We start from the raw sequence: 21246 nt of genomic DNA on the forward strand, positions 1-21246 counted from the left end.
GCACGGAAAAGTCTACATGAAGCCGAACCGGAAGCGGATGGCGTCCGTGTTGCCTCGTTCTGGGTTGGTAGCGACGATGCGTCTCACGCCGCCGCCGGCATCCATCGGGGCAGCAGGCTGTCGGGATTTGCACATGCGCCGGGTGTGTAGTTTGCGCCAATAGACTCCAGCCGGGCGCCGAGCGTGCCGTCTCGCCATGCTGCCAGTGTATCTAGGCAGCCACCGAGATGCTCGCCGCCGACAAAGACCTGCGGAATTGTAGGCGAGCCAATCCGGGCTCTCAGGGCCTTTCGGATTTCTCCGTCCAGGCCGATCTTCTGGAATTCCGGGGTATCGATGTCGATGGACTTGTAGGCGATTCCGGCACGATCGAAGAGCTTTCTTACCGTCCAGCAGAATTCGCACCATGTCAGAGCGAACATGACTACCGGGTGCTCCAAATCATTGATCGCCTCATCAATAAGCTCATGCGCCGACGGATCGATTTGGATGTCGTTCGCGGGCGCCGATGACAGCGCGAAGGATGGCGGCCGGTCGAAGCGGTAGCCGGGTGTAGAGTGAGAGATCGCCTCCTCGGCCTCCGACATTTCGTCGCTGATATGATCGAACAGGATCGTGCTGAGATACCGCTCGCCTGTGTCAGGCAACATGCAGAGCACGCTCTGGTCCGGGCCGGCGCGCCGAGCGATTTCCAGTGCCCCGCTCAAGGTTGCTCCGCCGGAGATGCCCGCCAATATTCCTTCTTCCTTCGCAAGCCGGCGTGCGACTTCTAGGGCGCTGGCACCTGAAACGGGCAGGATCTCGTCCACAAGGTTGTCGGCCATGGCATTGCCTACAATTTGCGGAATGAAATCTGGGCTCCACCCCTGCATCGGGTGTGGCCGGAAGCGGGTGTGCGCTCGTGTCGGCAGTCCGTGGTCGTCAAAGCTTTGGGGAATGCCGCTAGACAGCAGTGCCGAATTATCGGGCTCGCACACGATGATTCGCGTTTGCGGCCGCTCGCGCTTGAGCACTCGCGCCACACCGGCAAGAGTTCCGCCGGTCCCTGTGCCGGTGACCCAGTAATCGAGTGGACGGTCCTGAAAAGCCGCGAGAATTTCGAGCGCTGTCGTGCGGGCATGAATATCGGCGTTGACGGGCGTCTCGAATTGCCGGCAGAGGAACCAGCCGTGCGTTTCGGCCAGCTCGATCGCCTTGGCCAGCATGCCGCTGCCACGCTCGACGGCAGGTGTCAACACGACCTTGGCACCGAAGAAACGCATGAGCTTGCGGCGTTCGAGGCTGGCGTTTTCCGGCATGACGATAACAAGAGGATAGCCTTTCGTGGCGCAAACCATGGCGAGCCCAATGCCTGTGTTGCCACTCGTCGCCTCGATCACGGTCTGGCCAGGTCGAAGTAATCCAGAACGCTCCGCTTGTTGGATGACGGCGGCGGCAAAACGGTCCTTGACCGATCCGCCAGGATTGAACGCTTCGATCTTGGCATAGAGCGAGGCGGCGCCGTTGTTTATGCGCGAAAGGCGCACGACCGGCGTGTCACCGATCGTGTCGAGAATGCTGTCGTGGATTGGGCTCATCTCAGTTGGTCCTTGTTTAGCGACGGCGGCATTCCGTCCCTTTGATCTCTGAAATTGGCAGGAAAGCCGAGGTTTGCAGCGTTTGACCCAACGTGGAATTCAGCGATTCCAACGCTTGAATCAGTGGCCCACTGCAGGATCTGGAAGTCCGCCGCCGCATGGGGCCAGCGCTCTCGCACCGAACGACGCCAATACAGCCAGCACGGCCAGATTGGCTGCGCCCGCGGCAGATGCAATTAGGAAAGCGGGCCTATAGCTGCCGAAGTGGTCATAGACGAAGCCGCCGAAATAGCCGGCCATGCCCATGCCTACCCAGGCGATCAGCATGACAGTGCCGAGTGACTGGCCAAAGCGTTCGGCTGGCACAAACTGGCGTACGCAGAGGATCAGGCAGGTCATGTTTCCAGCAAAACCAAAACCGAAGACTGCCGACAGCACCAAGAGGCTCAGCTGCTGGTCTAGCGCGGGAAAAATCGCAACGCATGCCGTCTGAATGAAAGATGCCAGTGCATAGGCAGCAAGGTTGCCTGCCCGGTCGGCGAGGAGCCCGAATGCGATCCGCCCGGCGGCGCCGAACAGCATCGCGATCAACAGGCTGAGCGATCCGACATCCGAAGATCCGCACACGGCCGTGACGAAGCTCGTGAGGTGCATCAGCGGGACCCCCATGCAAGCGCAGCAGAGAAAGGCTGCCGCAGACAGGAGCGCCACGGGAGAAATCCGGCCACCTTGGAAAGCTGGCTCTGTTGAAAAACGCACGGGGACGGGAAGAACGTCGCCGAGGGGCGGCCTTTGAACCGCAGGCAGAAGGATCGCCAGCGCAGCCATTGTCGCCGCCGCCATCACCGCATATGCGAAGCGCCAGCCGACGCCATCAATCAAGGCATTCGCGGCGTACGGCAGTATGCCTTGACCTAGGGCTCCTCCTGCTGTGACGGTCCCCACGGCGAGGCCCCGGCGGCGGTCGAACCAGAGCCCGGTTACCGCAAGTACCGGCGCATAAAGACAGGCAAAGCCGAGCCCGCCCAGCGCGAAATTGGCGGCATAGATCTGCCAGAGCGAAGTTGCGAAGGACATCGCGGCAAGCGCTATCACCATACCTGCCGAGCCGATGAACAGCAGGTTTCTGGTATTCAGGCGATCGGACAACCGGCCCCAGAACAGCCCGCCCAAGGCCATGCCGACGCTTGACAGCGTGTAGGCAAGGCTAATATCGGCTCGCGACCAGCCAAACTCCGCCTCAAGCGGCCTGATAAAAACGGATGTCAGCGCGAGGCTACCAAATCCGAACGCCATGGCAGTCGTAGCACCGGCCGCAGCCAACAGGCCGCGCAGCCGCATTGTGTTACCCCGAACCTCGCTGTTTCCAGCCGCTGGTGATTGACGATTCGACATGTTTCTGCCCTCAGAACATCTTCGAAGCTGTCATCGCCCAGCGGTATGGAAGCAGGCGTGTGCATCAGCGTAGAAACTCCGGACCCGGCCGTGGAAACGGCCCACTTTGGACCTGCAATCTACCCGACAGGAGGGGCTGATACCGAGATCAGGCCTAATCGAGAATGGTAAATCCCCAGAACCAGACGAGGCGGACCAGTGATCGGATAGCCGGCGCCGTCTGACAGACGTTGCAGATATGCGGGCTCTGATGTAATTTAGCACTTGATCAAGTGAGAAATATGCCCGCTGCCGCGACGGCTTTTCTCCCTTTTTTGTCCCGGCAGATTGCATGCTCTCTAACGGACCTGGCTACCCCATGCGGTGTTCTTGTGGTCGCGAGGTAACAGCGTTTATGGGGTTGCCATGCTCCGACTTTGCGCAATCGTCGCAGCCTTCCTCCTTGCGAGCTTCACGACTTTTCACGCTTGCGCCGACCGAAGGGTCGCTTTTGTCATCGGCAATTCGGACTACCGACAATTCCCCGCGCTCAAGAACCCGGTCAAGGATGCCGAGGACGTGTCGAAAACATTTCGACTGGCAGGATTCGAGGTCTTCGTCGCAAGCGATCTGACGAAGCTGCAATTCGAAGAACAGTTCCGCAATTATCTTGCCGCCGTTGACGGCGCCGACCTTGCGGTCGTCTACTATTCCGGTCACGGTTTTCAGATCGGCGGCGAAAATTTCCTGATCCCGGTCGATGCCTCCTTGAAGGAGGCGGCGGACATCGAGGTCCAGGCCATCAAGCTCAACGATGTGCTGGGACAATTGCGTTCGAAATCGAAGATCCAGGTGATCATCCTCGATGCCTGCCGCAACAATCCGTTTCCGCGCAAGAACTACTGGCTGAGAGACCAGCTCATTGCCACCGGTAACGCCGGGCTCGCCCAGGTCAAAAGCTCGCTGAACACGCTGATTGCATTTGCCACCGAACCCGGGGCGGCGGCGTATGACGGGGCCGGCGAACTCAGCCCGTTTTCGGCGGCGTTTTCCCGTCGCGCGCTAGCGCCTAACCAGGAAATCCGCACCGTAATGGCGGCGGTACGCCGCGATGTGGTGGAAGCTACAAACGGCCTCCAAGTTCCCTGGGAGAACTCATCACTGATTGACGAAGTCGTGCTGATGCGCCGCAGCAGTCGCCCCGCACTGCCGCCGGTGCTGGAGAAGGTCGTGCTGTCGGGTGTTGGACCCGTCGGCTTGGGTCTGCCCGAACCGGTAGACATCGACGGCGGCACGATCACCCTGAGCATTGAAAGACCGCCTGCCCTGGGGCGCCTGATGCTGGACGGCAACCCCGTCAGGGTGGGCGTGCCGATTCAGGGCAAGGACCTCCCGCGCTTGCAGATGGACGTTCCCAAGGGTGTCGCTGCGCAGGAAGAGGTGGATATGCTGGCCTATGCCACGCATGACAATTGGGGCGGTCAAACCCAGGGCATTCTGGTGTTTCGGGTCAAGAGCGGCAAAGGCCCACAGGGTAAACAGATCATGGCCTCGCTCGAGGCCGAGCAGAAGCAGAAGGTATTGCAGCGTGGCATTCATATCACCGGTGCGGCAGAAGCGATCGAAAACCGCGACATCGATGTTCCCATGGGCGTCGGTCCGGTCTTCCTGAAGCTTGACTTCCCGACCGAAGATCCCGCTGTCACGCTGAAAGTTTCGAAATATCCGACAACGGGAACGCTCTCGCTGCCCGATCGAACCCTGTCGCCCCAGTCGAGCCTGATGGCCGCAGAGGTCGATCGACTGCGCTACGAGCCACAGATCGGCGCCGAAGCCACGGTCGAGGTCGGCTTCGAGATTCGGGCGGACAGCAGCTCATCAAAGCCAGCCACGATGAAACTCTCGCCAATAGTCGATCCTTGCGATACGGCTGCCGGCGAACCTCTGGACCTGCAAGGCGTCGTCCCCGGCCTGCTCCCGAACGAAATTGGCGCCAGCGCGGTAGAGCTTTGCGAGACCGCCGTGAAGGCTTATCCCGACGTTGCGCGCTTCCGCTATGAACTTGGGCGCGCGCTCCTTGCGGCAGGCAAGGTCGATGAGGGCAGGACAGCCATCGAGCAAGCCGCCAAGAAGGGACACGTACGTGCCGTGTTCGAGCTAGGCTACATGTATGCGACCGGAACCGGAATGGCCGTCGACCGCGCACAGGCCAACGCGCTTTACGCCGCTGCGTCCGACAAGGGGGATCCCTACGGCATGACGTCGTGGGGTCGCGCCTTGTTCAATGGGTATGGCGTCAAGCCCGACACGGCCAAGGGCTTGGACCTGCTGCTCAAGGCAGCGGCGATGGGCCATACCTATGCAATGAACGATCTGGCCGCGATCTTCACCGAGGGCCGCAACGGCGTGACCGCTGACCAAGCCCGCGCCGTTGCGTTCCTGCAGGCCGGCGTCCAGCGGCAGGATATGTATTCTATGAACCTGCTCGGCCGCAATTACTTGTCTGGGCAGGGCGTTGAGAAGGATCCGAAGACGGCGCTGGCGCTGTTTCAGCAGGCAATCGATCTCGGCCAGCCCTATGCGCCCGGCAGCCTCGCACGCATGTATCGGGACGGTGTCGGTGTGGAACGGAGCCTCGCGGAAGCGCAGCGATTGTTCGAAATCGGGATCGCACGGGGTGACCCGTTCGCAGCTTACGATCGCGCGGCTCTCGAAATGCAAAAAGGCGACAAGGCCGATCAGGGTCATGTCGTGCGTTTCCTTGCGTTTGCGGCTGCGCTCGATGTGCGCAAGGAACTGCCGGACGCCCAAAGAGCGCTGGCAAAGTTCGGTCCGAAGCCAAAAACAGCGGCCTTGAAGCAGCTGCGCCAGGAACTGAAATCGAATTTTCCCCGGTCGGGTTCACTGGACACGCAACTGGTTAACGCGGCCAGACGGGCTTGGGAAGAAGCCAATCCGCGTCGGGACTTGTTTTGACTGAGGAGGAGGCAATGGCAGGCAGAGTATTGAAACAGGCAATACTTGGAACAGCGTTATCCGGCATCATGGTGGGCCTCATGGGTTGCACCTCCCTGGTCCCTAGGGTTGAACCGACGCCGCTGGTCGCCACGCCCGCGCCAAAGGTTCTTCGCAGAGTTCCCCCGCCAAAGGTCGTCCGCAGGGTTGCTCCGTCAAAGGTCGTCAAGCCTGCTCCCAGGAGGGCCGCCAAGAAAGTGATCATACCGGTTGAGGAGGAGCCTGTTCCTGCGCCTGTGTTCATTCCTCCTTCGGGCGGGAGCGGCGGGAGCGGTGGGAGCGGCGGGAGCGGCGGCGGGGGAGGCGGCTGGGGAGGATGATCAGCTCAAGTTGTGAGGGCCAAGAAGGATCGCAGAGCCCAGAAGACAAGCTGCCTTGTGTTTGGAAAATCTGCGACGGGTTGTTTTTCCCGTTCATCAAGGACGAAAGAAACGCGAAGGCTGGCATCTGATTGAGGGTCGGAAAAGCGCGGCGCGCCGGTTGTCGCACATCACTAGGCGGTCTCGAGCCGGCTGAACCGAACCGGAATGAGTTTCCGGGTCTCGAGCTGCCCTGCCGCATCCTTGTCGATGACAGTCAGAAACTGTGCTTCTTTAGATCCCAAAGGCAGTACCAGCCGTCCCCCCGGCTTGAGTTGCGTCAGAAAAGCCGGCGGTGTCTGCTCAGCCGCCGCCGTGACCAGGATTTTGTCGAATGGGGCGTGCTCGGGCCAGCCGCGAGACCCGTCTCCGACACGAATGCCGACATTGGACAAGCCGAGGTCATGCAGGAGAGCCTCCGCACGGCTTGCGAATTCCTCGATGATTTCTACGCTCCAAACTTGCCCGGCGAGTCCCGCGAGGATTGCGGTTTGGTAGCCCAGGCCGGTGCCGATCTCGAGCACCGCCTCGTGCTGTTGGGGAGCAAGAAGATCGATCATGAGGGCGACGATGAACGGTTGCGAGACGGTTTTATCGAAGCCGATCGGCAGCGGCATGTCCTGGTAGGCGTAAGGTGCAACCGAAGCTGGCACGAAGAGATGCCGCGGCAATCGCCGCATCGCTGCCATCACCCGTTCATCGAGCGCCGCCTTGCCGAGTTCTTCGCTTGCAAGGTCGGTATGGATTGCAATCATCTCGACCATGTGCCTGCGTAGGATGGCCAGGTGCTCTTCGTTCATAGGCTTCATGACGGTGGGACTTTCCTCAACCAGCTTGCTGCCAGAGAGCCTTATATCCTGTTCGTCACAGTAGCGCCCGCTATCGTTTCCAACACGGGTGTCCAGGGCAGGGGTGGGTGACCGTCTTGGCAGTCAAGGGCGCTGTGTAGTTCACGTCCCTGTCCGGGTTATCCTCGGAGAGAATGGCCGGGCGACTTGTGCTGAAAATTCATGGCGAGTGTCAGAAAAGGTTCGTCTTGCCGTGGGTCAACCGTAGTGAAGTTTCGGTTTGGGCTCGGTGCCGGTGAATTTGACGCCGATGCGGTCGTTGCGACGCCAACGAACTTCCGATCTATAGGCAACTCCATCGACCGACACGTAGAGCAAGAAGCGATCGGGAACCCGAGCTTCGGGCGCGACCTTCAGCTCGGCGCCCCCCTCATGCTGATTGCGCAAGGTGCAGCTGATCTCGGAATTCTGGATCCCGGTGATGATCGTCCCGCCCTTTAGCACACGTGGGCGGCGCTCGCGCCGATGCTCGTCGGAACTCTGATCAAGTGGATTGGCGGTGTTTGCCATCGATAAAATGCCAGATCTGCCGAAATTCACCCTTAAGTATAAAACACCGAACACAGACGCACAGCAATGGGCGATCATGTTGCTCAGGTATGTGGCATTCTAGGACATGCTCAGGTAATATCTAGCAAAGGTTCCGCGTTGCCGACGTGTCGATCAGCACGGTTTCCAAGCTTCTGGTCGACGCCGGCCCCGTAGCCGTCGAACTCCACCTCCTGAATCCAAGCATCGCCGTGGGGCGGCTTCTCGATCAGGGTCGGCATCAAGGCTCAATGAACTCTAGCCGGCCGGTGCTGGCGTGCGGTGCCAGACGCATCGACCATTCCGGGGCGCCTTACAGCTTCTACACAGCGGAATTGCCGCCACGTACTTCATTCGCATGTATCATTACATTAGATCTAGCTCATATACTTACAGTCAAGCGAGCACTCCCAAAGGCTCGCTGGTCAGGCCCAGCGGTCTACCCTCACCGCAAGCCGCTGGGCCGCTAGAACGAGCGCAACGGATGGCGCCGACTTCATGACGAGGATTAAAATCGGGGTCAATTGAATGTGTACGTTTGCTGCAAATGTTCCGGGCCGGAGCCCTTGCTCGTTCGAGGGTTCGAATGCTGGAGATGCAGGCGTGGCCAAGAAGCCGTCTATTGCCGGTTTAGCCAAAGACTTGTCTAATGTTGCGCTCACATTCAATTGTCCGAATTGCTCGCATCCGGCGGTAAGGAAAGGCTCTGCACTAAGAACGATTGCGCACTTCAGATGCCACGGGTGCAACGCCAAGGTGCGGATCACTTATCAGCAGAAGCTAGCAATCTTCGAAAAGCACAGGCTATCGGCCGCCCGAGGCGCGCTGCGACAACTCAACTCTGCTTTGCGGTAAGCCTAGCGGCTTCGCCCAACGTTATGTGCGGCACGGCGCTGTCACCCCAATCTGATCCCAAAAGTCCAGCCGCGAGGCGTTGCGTAGACCCTCGTCGCCGCGCAGTGCTTACGCGGCCAATCAGTCCCGGCTTGATCCATTGAGTGGCTGGGCGCTTCGTGCACTTTGGCGACGGCCCGGCATGCTCATGCACCCGTTTCCATAGCTCGCGGATCATTCGGGGTCGAATTAAGAGGCGAATGCGGGGCTTGCCAAGCTCGCGCTCAATGCCGAGCAGTTGGCCGAGCGCGGCCGCCGGACTTGTGCCCGTCGGGGCCAAAGAGCGCGCATATCAAATGGAGTGAAATCCTTAAGCGAGGGCCTTCATACGGGGAGCATCAGGCGGAGCTGCGTTGGAGTTCGCGCTGATCGCCCCTGTTCTGATAATGGTCTTGATCGGCGTCTTCGCATTCGGCTGGGCCTTGAATGCCATGTCCAGTGTTCGGTATACGCTGGAAACGTCCGCGCGTGCGCTGCAGATGAAGAACTCGCTGAGGCAGGCCGAGATATAAGCCATAGCCACGGCAAAATTGCTGACTTTGGGATTGAAAGACGTAGACGTAACAATAGCAATCGACGCCCCCAGCGGCAGCTTTCGAATGGCACATCTCACGGCCAGGTATGCTTTCGTCATCGAGTTCCCATATTTCGACCGGTATCCGATGAATTACGCTACGACAGTCACAGTTCCCTTGGTTGGAACTTAAGGCTCATTCTGGTCGCACGCCGCCGGTAGTTCTCAATAAAAAAAAACCTGCAGCGAAGCTCTTCCGTCGCGCGCTTTTCCTGGGCCGCCTAAGCAGGGCCGTTGCTCCCCCTGTTGTCGACGCGATGTAGTCGTGGATCATGATAACCCAGGGGCGCAAAGAGCAACGCCTCATGCTGGTGGGAGGATAAAAATGCGCCGCTTGTCATCGACGCGAAGCCTCAACCCATTTCAATTGATCCCGGTAGCGCTGCAGTTCTCGTCGTAGACGCAGCCGGCGCTTGCCGCTCTCTTTCGGCCCTGCGCACAAGGCTAGACTTGTTGTCAGGTGCATGATGCGAAACGTGAGATGCAGCGCCAGTTTTGGCGATGGCAGGCGCGCTGCATTGTTGATATCATCCGCACAGAACAGGCGCGCAAATGACATCGGATTCAGAGAAGGCTGAGGCGGTCGAGCAGCTGCTTGATACACCTGACCTTGCAACAGCACTCGAAAGCGAACAGTTCAAGAAATTCCTTGACCAGGTGCCGATCGCCATAGCCGTTTCGGACCTTGCCGGTGAAGAGCGCGTGGTCTACGCCAATCCGGAATTCGAGAAACTGTCAGGCCTGACGGCCGCCAGGCTCACCCGAGAAAACTGGGCGGCCCTTCTAGGCACAGGCCTCAATCAGCAAAAGGACAGGCCGCTAGCCGAGGCCGTGGTCGAGGGAACCGATCTGGTCGGCACCTTCAGGCTGGAGCGCAGCGAGGATAAGCCGGCGATCGTCGACGTTTATTCCAACGAGATAGAGGACGACAACGGCAAGGTCTGTTTCCGACTGGTGGCTCTGGTCGACGTATCGGCTCACGGCGAGGCGGGAGATCAGCGCTCGGCCGAGGAGCGTGTCAGCGAGAAAGACACACTGCTTCGCGAACTGCAGCACAGGGTGAAGAACAACCTGCAGATGATCACCGCACTGATCCGGCTGGAAAGCCGCAACGCGACCGAGGCCGACCGGAGACGGTTTGAGCGGCTCGCCGGTCGCGTCGACGCATTGGCGATCCTCTACCAGACGCTAACGGCCGACGAGCCGAAGGAGGAGGTCGACCTTGGTGTGTATCTCAGCCAGATCGCGTCCGCGGTCATGAGCTCGCATGCGGTCGAGGGGATCCGGCTGGATATGAAGGTGGATACATATCCGGTGTCAATAAACGTCGCCATGCCGGCGGGACTGGTCGTAAACGAATTGCTGACCAATTCGCTTAAGCATGCGTTCCGGGGCCGCGACGGCGGCACGATAATGCTGCACAGTGTCGTCGATGGCGATGGCTGCCGGGTTACGGTGGCGGACGACGGAATCGGCCTGCCGGAAGGCGAGATGTGGCCCAAGCCAGGCAAGCTCGGAGCGCTGATCGCGCGATCGCTGGCCGAGAACGCCAAGGCGCAGTTAGCTGTCGAGTCCAGCGCCAACAAAGGGACGAAGGTGACCATCGTTTTCAAGCGGTCGGCGGCAGCAAGCTGAACGATTGCCGTCCAACATAGCAGGCTGGAGGCTGGCTCACGTCGCGGCTTTGAGCAGGTGGCTGCAAACACGCCCCAGACGCCCTGGGGGGCGAGAAGGAGTATTGCGGCGCAACTCACCCAAACGTCGATCCGCCCGAACCCGCGACGATCGGGTGCCGGCCTTTCTCCGCTTGTTCGACTTGTGTTCGGGCGACTATCGATGGTTCTATGCATCGGTTCAAAGGCTCGGCGCGTTAGATAAGGCTCACCGCGCCGAAGCGCTTGCGCGGCCAGATGCATGTCATGGAGCCATTCAAAGCTGACGGCCGAATCGGTGATTATTTGGGCGTGAACCGACTGAGAGCTTTCAAGCGGATGCGCAGCTATCGTGGACACCAAGTCGCGAGGGCAGTGTTCTCTTCACCCGGCCCCGTCGCTCGGCGGGAGTGGCGAATTATTCTCCAGCAAGATCGAATATGCAGTGGAAGCCGCTATCCGCTGCCAGGGAGACGTTCATCCTGCGGCCAATCGGTTAGGCCTTCCCGGCTTGTTGTTCTGCGCCATCGGTATCATATGCCTGGAGACCACCAGGCAGGGAAACTTCTATTTCGCGTAGCTCGGCAGCGTTTAGAAATGCCTGGCGCGCTACCGCGATCTGTTTTCTCGCCCTGCAGGGTATCCATGAAAGCGCCGGAGTTCTGGGCTTCTTCGTGATGTTTCCCGCTATGTTCCTGGCGTCGGGACTGTTTGATCGAGGTTCAGGGCTTACTCCGCCGTGCTGGGCACGGTTCTGCTATATTTTGAGGTGAAACCAGCTGGTACCTTTCTACTGCCCGCGGGATTGGTGCTGCCAATGGTTATCTTCGTCGTGGTGGCATTGGGGCTGGCCGTCATTAGCGAAGGGCTACGTACGGCCTATCAGAGAGCGGCGGAAGCGGAACGCGCGAAGGATCTGCTCCTGCAAGAATTGTCGCATCGCACTAAGAACAACCTCGCGATGGTCAGCTCTCTGCTGTCGCTGCAAGCTCGGATGAAATCGAGTCCAGAGGCCCGCGAGGCACTGGGACTGTCAGGAATTCTGTGCGCGAGGCCATGATAATGGAAAGGAGAGAATCATCACATGGCTATTGAGAAGGAACTTCTGGACCAACTGCTTGCGGGTCGCGATCCGAATGAGGTTTTCGCCAGAGACGGGCTGCTCGACGATCTGAAGAAGGCGCTTTCGGAGCGGATTCTGAACGCCGAACTGGACGAGCACCTCGATGAGGAGCAGGCCGACGGCAACGCCAATCGCCGCAATGGCCATTCGCGGAAATGGGTGCTGACGGGCACATCGAAGATGACGCTGACTATCCCGCGCACCGTGCCGGAACCTTCGATCCGAAGCTGATCGCCAAATATCAGCGCCGCTTTCCAGACTTCGCGATGGACGCGTTCGAAACTGCGGCCAAGCATCTCGACAATGGCTATGACCGGCCGGCATTTGCTGCGGCGGCAGAGTAGCAGATGTCAGGCGTTCTCGATTTTCGCTTCCTTGGCGGCGGTCAGAAATGCCGCGCGGGCTACCTCCGGGGCGCTTCCACCGCCGAGCACCTTCATGCAGGCCATTCGTGCCTGGATGCGGCGCCCCGTCTCTCCAATGGGCCAATCATACAGCAGCATTTCGGCGGCCTCGCGGGTGCTCGAAACACTGACTTTGCCCGAGGACAGCAACAGGGTCACGGGCTTTTCGAACGTGCCGACGTCTCGTTCGCTGGTCATGTTCTGGTTTCCTTTCGCGGTGTCCCTACGACCCTACGGGCGAACACCACATTTCGCGTCACGATTGACCCGGTGCGCGAACATTCGGTGAGAAGCTCCTTGCGACTGCATGCCCTTGGGGCATTCCTGCCGGCATTGCCGAGGGGTGAGAATGTTAATCCTCGGCCTCGACATCGCATGCGCTTGGTATGAGCCCGGCTCATCGCTCTCGATCAAGACTGGGCTGATCAAAGCCATCGGCGAGAACGCCGAGGAGCAGGGGATCGCTCGGTTGCCAGCTTCGCGCCATGATCAAGGGCAACAGGCCCGACTTTGTGTCGATCGAGCAGCCGATGGCCAACGTGGTCTCATTCAAAACGTGGTCTCATTCAGGAAGACCGCCAGACGCTTACGCCCCCAGCGACGAGCAAACTGCTAACCCGATCGCCTTGCAGCGCGAGGGGCTGGCCTGCGCCGCTGCGGCCATCATCAGCGACGGCTACGGTATCCACTGGGAAACAATCCCTTTGTCGACGCAGCGGAAGCATTTCCTTGGCATGGGCTGCTCGCCCGGCTTTGACCACGCCATGTGGAAGCGCACTGCGGTCGAGCGCTGCCGGCTGCTCAAGACGAAGAATGCGGACGCCGCATAACGACGGCCAGCGAAGCGTGTCAGGGGTTCAAATTGCGAGAGCGCGTCACCTACATCGACTCGCCGCCGCCGAGGGGAGGGCTGCTCGTAAAGGCCGGTTGCGAATGCGCCATGTGCTGATTCCGGTAATGGAATGCGGCCTTGTCCGGATCCTAGACACGCTGCTCAATGTCGGCGCAAACAAAGGATTGGGCTGCATTTGCCGGCGTGTCATTGCCGACCTTGCCGTAGCTTCCAAGGACAGTCTTGACGAGCGCTTCTCGGTCGAGGACGTGTTCAGCGCCACGCGCAGATCGTTGTTGTTGTCAAAGGGCTGTCGCAGCGGGCTACCATATAGTAGTGCGCGCACCTGTGACTTGAAGGTAAGCTGCTGCGATAAGAGACATGGCTTGAGGCGGGCGTACGGGCACGGCCTGGCGCTTCCTCAAGGATTGAGATGATCGTTCATTTAGTAGACGGCACATACGAGTTGTTTCGCCACTTCTATGGCCAACGCCGGTTCAACAACGGCCAAGACAGGCCGTTTGGCGCCGTCGTTGGCGTGCTGAACACACTGCTGGAGATGATCGAGAATGGCGCCACACACATTGGGGTAGCGACAGATCATGTAATCGAGTCGTTCAGAAATCAGCTCTGGCCCGGCTACAAGACCGGGGATGGCATCGAGCCGGCATTGCTCGCGCAGTTCCATCCTCTTGAGAAAGCCCTGGCGGCCATGGGAGTGGCGGTCTGGCCGATGATCGACCTAGAAGCCGACGACGCGCTGGCATCCGCGGCACGGAGCGCGGCTGCCGATGAGCGCGTGCAGAAGGTATGCATCTGGACGCCGGACAAGGATCTCGCGCAGTGCGTGCGAGGTGACCATGTGGTCCAGGTAGACCGAAGGACCCAGAAAATTCGCGATGCCACCGGCGTACGCGAGAAGTTCGGAGTTGAGCCGGCCCTGATTCCAGATTTCCTAGCGCTCGTCGGTGATGCCGCGGATGGCTACCCGGGTCTCGAGGGCATCGGCCTGGTGTCGGCCGCCCGGCTGCTTGGCCGCTATGGCCCTCTTGAAAGCTTTCCGCCTGAAGCCCTCGGCCGGCGTAGAGAGCTCGCACTTTTGTTCAAGAATCTCGCCACGCTGCGTACGGACGCTCGGCTTTTTGAGAATGTCGAAGAGCTGCGCTGGCGCGGCCCGACCAATGCGTTCGAGACGTGCGTAATCCAGCTAAATGATGCCCGGCTCCTCGCACGTGCGCTTAAAGCTCCCCGTAACTGACTTCGGACGCGAGGTCTGGAAGCGGCCTTTGGAAGGCCAGCGCCGATTCCCCAATCGCACAGGGGCACGGTAGGCGCGGCAACAGTCTTGAAGAACTCAGCCCAACGTTCCGGCGGGTGACAGGCGCTCACGTAGCATCTGAGTTGTCGATTCACGTTCAATGGCAAAGCGTGTCACACCTACGCACCTACGACCTAGATACAAGGCGGTCGCGTCCGGGTCGTGCCCCGCTGAGTGGTATAGCTCGGCGGTGACGAAGCCGCTCGGTCGCTCCGTGGGCGCGCCCTCAGTAGGAGGGAGCAGCATCTGAACCCTGCTTTGCCTTTCCCGTGATGGGAAGATACAAGACAACCTCATATATGCTCGATAGGCCTGTAAGGTGACGGCCATCTAAGACCGTCATTGGCGCCAAGCGAAGTTGCAGCAGATGCACAGTAAGGCGCTAGGTTTTGCGCTCGTCCAAACGTGACTGTTTGTTGGCGGCATCGGCCGATCCGCCCAGCGTGTCCGCGACCGTGGCACCTCGCGCCCCCATCGGTTGCTGCGCACCTGTGGTGGTGTCCTTGACTGTCTGATGCTCCATCTCAGCATTCAGCTCCGCACCTACAATCAGGATGATCACGGAAATCCAGGTCCACATCATCAAGCCGATGACCGCCCCCAGGGCTCCGTAGGTCGCGTTGTAGTTAGCGAAGTTCTCAAGATAAAAAGAGAAACCCACCGAGACTGCGATCCAAACCACAGCCGAGAGGAATGCCCCCCATGTGGCCCATCGCCACTTTGCCTTTTCGCGGCTAGGGCCGTAGCGGTAGATCAGCGTAATTCCGATTCCGACCATGATCAGCAAAACCGGCCACCGCAAGATCCGCACAAGGGTTTCCGTCCAGCCGCCGAGGTTCACCAGCGCAAGCATTGCGGGTACGATCCCGACCGAGATGATAAGGCCGATGCCAATGAGGATGGCGCCAAGGGTGAATCCCAAGGCCAGGAGATTCAGATGGATAAAGCCGCGCTTTTCAGTCTCCTCGTAAGCGATGTTCATTGCTTCAAACAGCGTCTTGATGCCGCTGTTGGCGCTCCACAGTGCGACCGCGAGACCGAAGATAAACCCAAAGCTGAGCGTGCTAGTGTTCTGAGCGGCCAATGAGTTAAGTTGCGATCTGATAAGATCCAAACCGCCCGAAGGCAGTATGCCGCCAAGGAATGAAATGTGCTCGGCGACCGTCTGAGGATCGGCGACGAAGCCGTAAATGGACACGAAGGCGGCAAGCGCTGGAAACAGAGCAAGAAGCAGGTAGAACGTGGCTCCGGCCGCGATCAACATGACGCGGTCCTCCATTACCTCAGCGAACACCCGCCACAGTACATCCCTCCAGCCGCGGCCGGAAATTTGCGATGGCCGTTCGGCATTGCGTCCGCGGCCCTCTTTGTCTGCTTGTCCAGCCCGTCGCTCCAGTTGTATTTGGTTTTCGTTGAAATCTTCGGCTTTGTTGTTCGACATCACTGCAGTCCGTCACATCTTCCTCGACGGCAACGTTTAGGCGCGCCAATAGATGCAGGTGCAGACCTGCGCTCGCAAATAATCATCCGCCAGCTGCAGAAATACCGGCCATCTAACAACGACACTGCCCCGACTCTGACTCACGACCGCTTCCGAGGGCCGGAGTAGGGCTGTCCGGTCTCGCCTCGAGGGGCTATCTGACCACATCGTTCCGGCCGGTATCAGCACCGGCTGGCGTCATGTCCGGCGGCCTGTTCCACAGCAGCGACTTTGAAATCGTGGTCGCGTTTCCAGAACGTCATGACGCATGACGCACGAAGTCACGATCGCCATGCTGCAGGACCCTGGTTCGGCTGGCAAAGCAGACGAAAGTGAAACACGCGCCGGCCATGACGTGAAGGTCCTTCCGGTCTCAGGCGACAAGGACACGGGCAAACCTGACCCGCCCAGGTGAAGCTCTTGCGCGGCCGCTGGAACGAAACATCCCTCGATGAGGTCTGTTCGTTTCCGAATGGAAAATTTGACGATCAGGTCGATGTTTTCGCCGACGCTGCAAGCGAGCTCGCACTCGGATCGACCTTCACCCATGACAATATCTGACGGTCGAGATCACCGAAGCTGACTTTAATCAAAATGCTCTGGCAGGGCCTTCAACTGCTCGGTCGTCATTTGTGTGATAGCATGCACGGTGCCGTCTTCGTCCCGCATAAAATCGAGCTGAGTTGCATATAAGGCCACGCGCTTTGAGCCTATGCCGAGGAACCCACCAACATCGAAGACGACCTGCGCATGCTCGCCCGTTCCATGGATGTGGTCGACTGAACTGATTTCCTCATCGTCGCGACCGTAGATGGTGGCTCCCTCAACAACGTCTGCGCGCAGTTCAGAACTCGAAAGCCGTACGTGATTGGTGTGGTCCATTTTTGGAGGCTCCTCTCCGGTTGGACTGAGGTAACCCCCGACAGGGCCAACCGTTCCGAACCGTCGTTCACGAGTGTCGTTCGCGGATGGGCACCGAGCGGGGATATGGCAGGCGCCTTGGCTGTCGCCGATCCCCTAAACGAGCTGGCGTTGAGTTCGAGCATCCGGTTTGGGGTCGTCTGTCGTGGCGGTTCGACTTGCAAACACCGAAGTAGGTCGGCCTGCCTGCTTAACCGCCTGAAAAACGCGCCCGAGCCGCGGCGGCAACTGTGCGCTATTTTGACATTTCGACCTTGCGGTGTCGGATTATTTGCATGCGAACGAGTTTTGCGACACTATCCTCCCCCTTCTCCAACGTACCATTCTGGGAGGAATGCATGGCTCCCCATGAGCAACATGCCGTTGAAATCGTGAGGACGAAAGAGTGGTCGGTTCGCGTGACGGTCAACGGCGCTACGATCACGGTCCCTTTCACAGCTGAGAGCTACGCGCGCTCGTTTGCAGATGGTCAGGCGTTCCGCCTGGGCGTTCAGGTGGAGCTCAGGAAGCCGGCGTAGTCGCGCCGTTTTGTCGGTAACGTGTGGCTCCGACCAGCCCACTACATCCTACCGCGCGAGGTCAGATGAAAGACCCAGGCGGCGGCGGCCTGGCGGCCGCAATGGGGACCCCCAACTCGCAACCTGCATCGTGGCCCCGAACCGCTGAAGAAAGTCGCGGAGCCGGCCTTTTGATTACAGTGGCTTCGACTGCGGCCACAGCTGCGTGCTGTTTCGTCGCGTTCGTCAGGTACTCAGGAGTACGCTGGGACGAGCCTCGTTTCGCGTAATGGCAACGCCATAGTGAAACGCAGGCCGCCGGGATTGTAATGCATTTCGATTTTCGCATTGCATTGCACCGTAACGACCCTTTCCAGCAATGTCGTTCCAAAGCCTCGTCGACTCGGCGGCTGCACTATGGGACCATTCCGCTCCTGCCAATGGAGATGCAGGATCTGCTCACCTGCGGAATCCGCTATCCACCATTGCACATCAAGGCGGCCTTCCGGGCGCGACAAGGCGCCGAATTTTGCTGAGTTGGAGGCAAGTTCATGAAACGCCATGCCCACAGGTATCGCAAGGTCGGCGACGAGGGCCACATTGGGACCACGTAGTGATATTCGCGGCTCGCCATAGATCTCGTAGTGGCTCAGTTCCGTCTCAAGCAATCTCTGTAATGAGGCCGTCTGCCAATAGTCGTCTGTAAGCATTGAGTGCGTGTCGGCAAGGGACACGATTCTTGCGGAGAAATCACGCACGAAGCTGTCGACGCTATCGCTGGACCGGGCCGTCGCTCCCATCATCGCTCGCACATTGGCCAGGGTGTTTTTGACCCGGTGATGAAGCTCGAGGATCAACAGCTTTTGACGGTCAGCGACCTCCTGTTTTTGTTCGAGGTGGGACTTGACCTCGAGCTGGCGTGCACGCGCACGCAACGCCGACCTCACCGAATTGGCCAGACTTGAGGCCAGGAAAGGCCTTTCGAGAACGATGAGATACCGATCTAGAAACGCAAGACGCTTGTCGAATTCTGTTCCCCGCATGACCAGAAGAACCACTGGAAAATCGGACCACGCAGGTTGGTTGCGCAGCCAGGCGGCGAACTGGCTCCGGTCGGAATTGATGAGCGCCTCTTCGGCGACGACAAGGCAGTGTGCGCTGTCGAGAAACCCCAAAACCTCTTCCAGATTGGCACAGAGGCGTGTGGCGATCCCGTGTTTTCTAAGATCGAGGCCGCTAGCTGAGCGTCTCGACCAACCGGGGCGAGCACGAGTACGACGGGTTCTTTCGGCGTCATGGCTTCTTGTCAGCGAGCAGGTCGCTTTGTTTGCCCTCAAAAAAGGGCACGCCTGTAAGTATTCCCCTGAATTGGTCGAGCGGCTCGCCGACAGCTATGCCCTGGCTGCTGACCATGAATTCACGGATCGTGTCCTCGTGAGGACCAACCCGCCTCTTCACCACCGAAATCGCTCGCCGGATGCGACCGCCACTTTCGAAAAACCTCAGCAACATCACTGCATCAGACAGATAGGTCATGTCGATTGGGGCCGCCGTCTGGCCGATCAGCCCGTGATTGGCGAGCAGCAGGATCGTCACGATGCCCTTCTGGTTGAGGTAGGTGAGAATTTCATGCATCTGCAGCACAAGATGCTGCTCTTGGGACATCGAATTCAGATATCCCGTGAGGCTGTCGATCACTACGATCCGGGCATCAAACCGCTCGACTGCGAACTGGATCTTTGATGACAATTCGCCGGGTGAAAGATCCGCCGGGTCGATTTGTTCGAGCAGGAGCATTGCGTCTTGCAGGAAGGGCTTGAGATCCATACCGAGACCAGTTGCACGTCCCAGGAAAATGCGGTCAGTTTCATCGAACAGCAGAACCAGGGCGCGCTCACCGCGCCCGAGCGCTGCATGACAGTAGGAGCAGGCTATGGTCGACTTCCCCACACCCGAAGGGCCGATCAAGAGCGTGCTTGTGCCCCGATCGAGGCCGCCGCCGAGCAGAGCGTCCACGCCATTTCCGCTTAAGGCCGGCGACCCGTGCTCGGCTTCAGGGTGCTCGGCGGCGACCAGTCGCGGAAAGACCGTGATCCCGCCCGGTCGGATAACGAAGTCGTGGTAACCGCCACGTATTTGCACCCCACGCATCTTTATCACCCGCAAGCGCCGCCGCTCGCCACCGTATATCGGAGTCAATTGCTCCATGCGGATGACGCCATGGCTGATCGAATGCAGGTTGAGGTCATCCTGCTCGGCCGTGAGGTCGTCGAGTAACAAGACCGTCGCATGGTTGAGCAGAAAGAAGCTTTTCAGCGCCAGGACCTGCCTACGGTAGCGTAGTGAGCCCTGCGAGAGCAGCCGGATTTCGGAAAGCGAATCGAATACGACGCGCTGTGGCTTAATACGGTCGATCTCAGCCAAGGCCGCCTGCACGGTCTCTCCGAGTTCCAGGTCAGAAGAATGCACGAGTGTCTGCAACTGGGAGGGATCAAGGCTGAGTTCTGGAGGAACGAGTTCCAGAATTTCTATCCCGTCCAGAGTCCAGCCGTGCCTGCTTGCCACGGATATGAGTTCGCGCTTGCTTTCAGATAGCGTAATATAGAGGCAGTTTTCGCCTTGCGAGGCCCCCCGAGCGTGGTCTTGCCCGAACCAGGCCTTCCCTCAACGAGGTGTGACCGAAATTTGGCATAACCCCCGCGCAAAACATAGTCGAGGCCTTCTACCCCGGTCGCTAATGGTGAGGCGTCATCTTCGTTCACATTGCCCCTCATGTACGTCGCTGAACAGCGTAACGATTGTCAGTTTTGATGGTTCCAGAGGGCCGCAAGACGCTGGATAAGGGGACAAGAGCCTCACCTACAAACCGCTCACGACGTCATGTCAGCGAGAACAATTCTGCCGGAGCGCGCAAGGCGGCACAGGCGCTGCCGGCGATTGCTGGCGAGCGCGGGCTCGATATTCTGGCGGCGATCAATCTCGATGCGATCGCCGACGACCGTGACGGCAGCAAGGGTTGCGTCATCGCGCTTGGAACGCTCGGCAAGCTGCTTCCGACGGCCCACGAAGAGGCATGGCCATTGAGCCGCTTGCCGGGGCCGGCAATCGTCACCGGCTTCGGCCCTATCTGCCGACGAACCTTTCCGACAGGCCGGCAGCGGCGAGGTTGCGCACGATTGCCTTTGCACATCGCAGCCGGCGCAACCGCACGCTATGGCTCGGCGATCGGCTGTGCGGATTGTTTCGCCGGCATCTCGGATATGAGCTTCTTTGGCGAGGCTACCGCATCCGGTCTCGCGTGTCGCCCGCAATGAGCCGATGTGGCGGGACGGCATTCGCTGGCCGAAATCAGGCGGGCTGGCCAACATTCTTCCATCAGTATCGGCCCGTGGGGACGAGAGTACCATACCCGCTCGAGCGGCTTCACATCGGCTATGCTTTCGATGTCTTGCAGCAAGTCGTGAGCGATGTTTGTGCGGCGCTTCTTGCAAGGCAGGCCTAGCGCGCGGAAGCAGCAACTCGATACCTCGCCAAGACCAAATCTGGAAACCGAGCTTGCATGCCAGATCAGTCCCGAGGCATGCCGTCGCCGTGAAGAGAGTCTCAAGAACAGCTTCGCCAGCCCACCTCGAAAACCGGCTACCGCTATGACGAAGTGTTGGGAGGCTCGTCCGACTCCGGCAAACGATCGCGAATAGCTTGCTCCGTTTTGCTTGCCGTCTTTTTCACGACTTTCTCGACGCGGTCGACCAACGTCTCGGCGTCGCCACTGGAACCCTGTCGGTCAGCCTCTTCCTTTACAGTCTCATATGCTTCGGCGGCGACCTGCTTGGCTTGCTCGACGCCTTCC

Annotated in this window: 16 protein-coding genes and 4 pseudogenes; 8 read left to right on the forward strand and 12 right to left on the reverse strand. The window is 59.4% G+C overall.

The annotated features are described in order from the left end of the window. Nucleotides 1–83: 83 nt before the first annotated feature. Nucleotides 84–1577, reverse strand: a complete 1494-nt coding sequence (cysK, locus tag NKJ72_RS20865; RefSeq protein ID WP_352479181.1) for a cysteine synthase A — start codon at nucleotides 1575–1577, stop codon at nucleotides 84–86. 120 nt (nucleotides 1578–1697) lie between these two features. Beyond that, on the reverse strand, nucleotides 1698–2972 hold the full coding sequence (locus NKJ72_RS20870) for an MFS transporter (protein ID WP_352479182.1): 1275 nt from the start codon (nucleotides 2970–2972) through the stop codon (nucleotides 1698–1700). Between the two features lie 405 nt (nucleotides 2973–3377). On the opposite strand from NKJ72_RS20870, the gene NKJ72_RS20875 reads away from it, so the two are divergent. After that, nucleotides 3378–5927, forward strand: a complete 2550-nt coding sequence (locus NKJ72_RS20875) for a caspase family protein (RefSeq protein WP_352479183.1) — start codon at nucleotides 3378–3380, stop codon at nucleotides 5925–5927. A 532-nt stretch (nucleotides 5928–6459) separates the two neighbouring features. Here the strand turns inward: NKJ72_RS20875 and NKJ72_RS20880 are convergent. From NKJ72_RS20880 to NKJ72_RS31015, 4 genes are all read right to left on the reverse strand, one after another. Then, nucleotides 6460–7134: a protein-L-isoaspartate(D-aspartate) O-methyltransferase gene (locus tag NKJ72_RS20880; RefSeq protein ID WP_352479184.1), complete on the reverse strand. Its 675-nt coding sequence runs from the start codon at nucleotides 7132–7134 to the stop codon at nucleotides 6460–6462. Nucleotides 7135–7371: 237 nt separating this feature from the next. Then, on the reverse strand, nucleotides 7372–7683 hold the full coding sequence (locus NKJ72_RS20885) for a PilZ domain-containing protein (RefSeq protein WP_352479185.1): 312 nt from the start codon (nucleotides 7681–7683) through the stop codon (nucleotides 7372–7374). 110 nt (nucleotides 7684–7793) lie between these two features. Continuing rightward, complete coding sequence (locus NKJ72_RS20890; RefSeq protein ID WP_352479186.1) at nucleotides 7794–7943, reverse strand: hypothetical protein; 150 nt, start codon at nucleotides 7941–7943, stop codon at nucleotides 7794–7796. Nucleotides 7944–8905: 962 nt separating this feature from the next. Then, nucleotides 8906–9229: a hypothetical protein gene (locus NKJ72_RS31015; protein WP_502901880.1), complete on the reverse strand. Its 324-nt coding sequence runs from the start codon at nucleotides 9227–9229 to the stop codon at nucleotides 8906–8908. Between the two features lie 492 nt (nucleotides 9230–9721). On the opposite strand from NKJ72_RS31015, the gene NKJ72_RS20900 reads away from it, so the two are divergent. The 3 genes and pseudogenes from NKJ72_RS20900 to NKJ72_RS20910 all read left to right on the forward strand — a co-directional run. After that, nucleotides 9722–10804: a sensor histidine kinase gene (locus NKJ72_RS20900; protein ID WP_352479187.1), complete on the forward strand. Its 1083-nt coding sequence runs from the start codon at nucleotides 9722–9724 to the stop codon at nucleotides 10802–10804. Nucleotides 10805–11638: 834 nt separating this feature from the next. Beyond that, nucleotides 11639–11881 carry a histidine kinase dimerization/phosphoacceptor domain -containing protein gene (locus NKJ72_RS20905; RefSeq protein ID WP_352479188.1) on the forward strand — a complete coding sequence of 81 codons (243 nt, stop codon included), beginning with the start codon at nucleotides 11639–11641 and terminating at the stop codon, nucleotides 11879–11881. A 24-nt stretch (nucleotides 11882–11905) separates the two neighbouring features. Then, nucleotides 11906–12207 (forward strand): annotated as a pseudogene (locus tag NKJ72_RS20910) (transposase); the annotation flags it as partial. An 87-nt stretch (nucleotides 12208–12294) separates the two neighbouring features. Here NKJ72_RS20910 and NKJ72_RS20915 read toward each other — a convergent pair. Then, nucleotides 12295–12546, reverse strand: a complete 252-nt coding sequence (locus tag NKJ72_RS20915) for a DUF982 domain-containing protein (RefSeq protein WP_352479189.1) — start codon at nucleotides 12544–12546, stop codon at nucleotides 12295–12297. Nucleotides 12547–12833: 287 nt separating this feature from the next. Between NKJ72_RS20915 and NKJ72_RS20920 the strand changes: the two genes are divergently transcribed. Both NKJ72_RS20920 and NKJ72_RS20925 read left to right on the forward strand, forming a co-directional pair. Continuing rightward, nucleotides 12834–13178 carry a hypothetical protein gene (locus NKJ72_RS20920; protein WP_352479190.1) on the forward strand — a complete coding sequence of 115 codons (345 nt, stop codon included), beginning with the start codon at nucleotides 12834–12836 and terminating at the stop codon, nucleotides 13176–13178. 435 nt (nucleotides 13179–13613) lie between these two features. Then, nucleotides 13614–14438 (forward strand): 5'-3' exonuclease, encoded by an 825-nt coding sequence (locus NKJ72_RS20925; protein WP_352479191.1) that lies wholly within the window; start codon nucleotides 13614–13616, stop codon nucleotides 14436–14438. A 442-nt stretch (nucleotides 14439–14880) separates the two neighbouring features. Here NKJ72_RS20925 and NKJ72_RS20930 read toward each other — a convergent pair whose 3' ends face one another. Further along, complete coding sequence (locus NKJ72_RS20930) at nucleotides 14881–15939, reverse strand: YihY/virulence factor BrkB family protein (RefSeq protein ID WP_352479192.1); 1059 nt, start codon at nucleotides 15937–15939, stop codon at nucleotides 14881–14883. 624 nt (nucleotides 15940–16563) lie between these two features. Continuing rightward, on the reverse strand, nucleotides 16564–16860 hold the full coding sequence (locus tag NKJ72_RS20935) for a PRC-barrel domain containing protein (protein ID WP_352479193.1): 297 nt from the start codon (nucleotides 16858–16860) through the stop codon (nucleotides 16564–16566). A gap of 377 nt (nucleotides 16861–17237) precedes the next feature. Here NKJ72_RS20935 and NKJ72_RS20940 point away from each other — a divergent pair, with 377 nt between their 5' ends. Further along, nucleotides 17238–17417 carry a hypothetical protein gene (locus NKJ72_RS20940; protein ID WP_352479194.1) on the forward strand — a complete coding sequence of 60 codons (180 nt, stop codon included), beginning with the start codon at nucleotides 17238–17240 and terminating at the stop codon, nucleotides 17415–17417. Nucleotides 17418–17650: 233 nt separating this feature from the next. On the opposite strand, the pseudogene NKJ72_RS20945 reads toward NKJ72_RS20940, so the two are convergent. Then, nucleotides 17651–18693 (reverse strand): annotated as a pseudogene (locus NKJ72_RS20945) (sensor histidine kinase). After that, a pseudogene (locus NKJ72_RS20950) lies at nucleotides 18690–20170 on the reverse strand (ATPase domain-containing protein). The pseudogenes NKJ72_RS20945 and NKJ72_RS20950 overlap by 4 nt, the downstream one beginning before the upstream one ends. A 33-nt stretch (nucleotides 20171–20203) precedes the next feature. Between NKJ72_RS20950 and NKJ72_RS20955 the strand changes: the two are divergent. Then, nucleotides 20204–20710, forward strand: coding sequence for a hypothetical protein (locus tag NKJ72_RS20955; RefSeq protein ID WP_352479195.1), 507 nt, complete (start codon nucleotides 20204–20206; stop codon nucleotides 20708–20710). 331 nt (nucleotides 20711–21041) lie between these two features. Here the strand turns inward: NKJ72_RS20955 and NKJ72_RS20960 are convergent. After that, a pseudogene (locus NKJ72_RS20960) lies at nucleotides 21042–21246 on the reverse strand (hypothetical protein); the annotation flags it as partial.

The organism is Mesorhizobium sp. M0045 (assembly GCF_040323385.1).
Lineage (GTDB): Bacteria > Pseudomonadota > Alphaproteobacteria > Rhizobiales > Rhizobiaceae > Mesorhizobium.

Bases quoted from the DNA above. Each gene is read 5' to 3' on its own strand.
- cysK (WP_352479181.1), bottom strand. From the start codon at position 1,577: ATGAGCCCAATCCACGACAGCATTCTCGACACGATCGGTGACACGCCG.
- NKJ72_RS20870 (WP_352479182.1), bottom strand. From the start codon at position 2,972: ATGTCGAATCGTCAATCACCAGCGGCTGGAAACAGCGAGGTTCGGGGT.
- NKJ72_RS20875 (WP_352479183.1), top strand. From the start codon at position 3,378: ATGCTCCGACTTTGCGCAATCGTCGCAGCCTTCCTCCTTGCGAGCTTC.
- NKJ72_RS20880 (WP_352479184.1), bottom strand. From the start codon at position 7,134: ATGAAGCCTATGAACGAAGAGCACCTGGCCATCCTACGCAGGCACATG.
- NKJ72_RS20885 (WP_352479185.1), bottom strand. From the start codon at position 7,683: ATGGCAAACACCGCCAATCCACTTGATCAGAGTTCCGACGAGCATCGG.
- NKJ72_RS20890 (WP_352479186.1), bottom strand. From the start codon at position 7,943: ATGCCGACCCTGATCGAGAAGCCGCCCCACGGCGATGCTTGGATTCAG.
- NKJ72_RS31015 (WP_502901880.1), bottom strand. From the start codon at position 9,229: ATGACGAAAGCATACCTGGCCGTGAGATGTGCCATTCGAAAGCTGCCG.
- NKJ72_RS20900 (WP_352479187.1), top strand. From the start codon at position 9,722: ATGACATCGGATTCAGAGAAGGCTGAGGCGGTCGAGCAGCTGCTTGAT.
- NKJ72_RS20905 (WP_352479188.1), top strand. From the start codon at position 11,639: ATGGTTATCTTCGTCGTGGTGGCATTGGGGCTGGCCGTCATTAGCGAA.
- NKJ72_RS20915 (WP_352479189.1), bottom strand. From the start codon at position 12,546: ATGACCAGCGAACGAGACGTCGGCACGTTCGAAAAGCCCGTGACCCTG.
- NKJ72_RS20920 (WP_352479190.1), top strand. From the start codon at position 12,834: ATGATCAAGGGCAACAGGCCCGACTTTGTGTCGATCGAGCAGCCGATG.
- NKJ72_RS20925 (WP_352479191.1), top strand. From the start codon at position 13,614: ATGATCGTTCATTTAGTAGACGGCACATACGAGTTGTTTCGCCACTTC.
- NKJ72_RS20930 (WP_352479192.1), bottom strand. From the start codon at position 15,939: ATGTCGAACAACAAAGCCGAAGATTTCAACGAAAACCAAATACAACTG.
- NKJ72_RS20935 (WP_352479193.1), bottom strand. From the start codon at position 16,860: ATGGACCACACCAATCACGTACGGCTTTCGAGTTCTGAACTGCGCGCA.
- NKJ72_RS20940 (WP_352479194.1), top strand. From the start codon at position 17,238: ATGGCTCCCCATGAGCAACATGCCGTTGAAATCGTGAGGACGAAAGAG.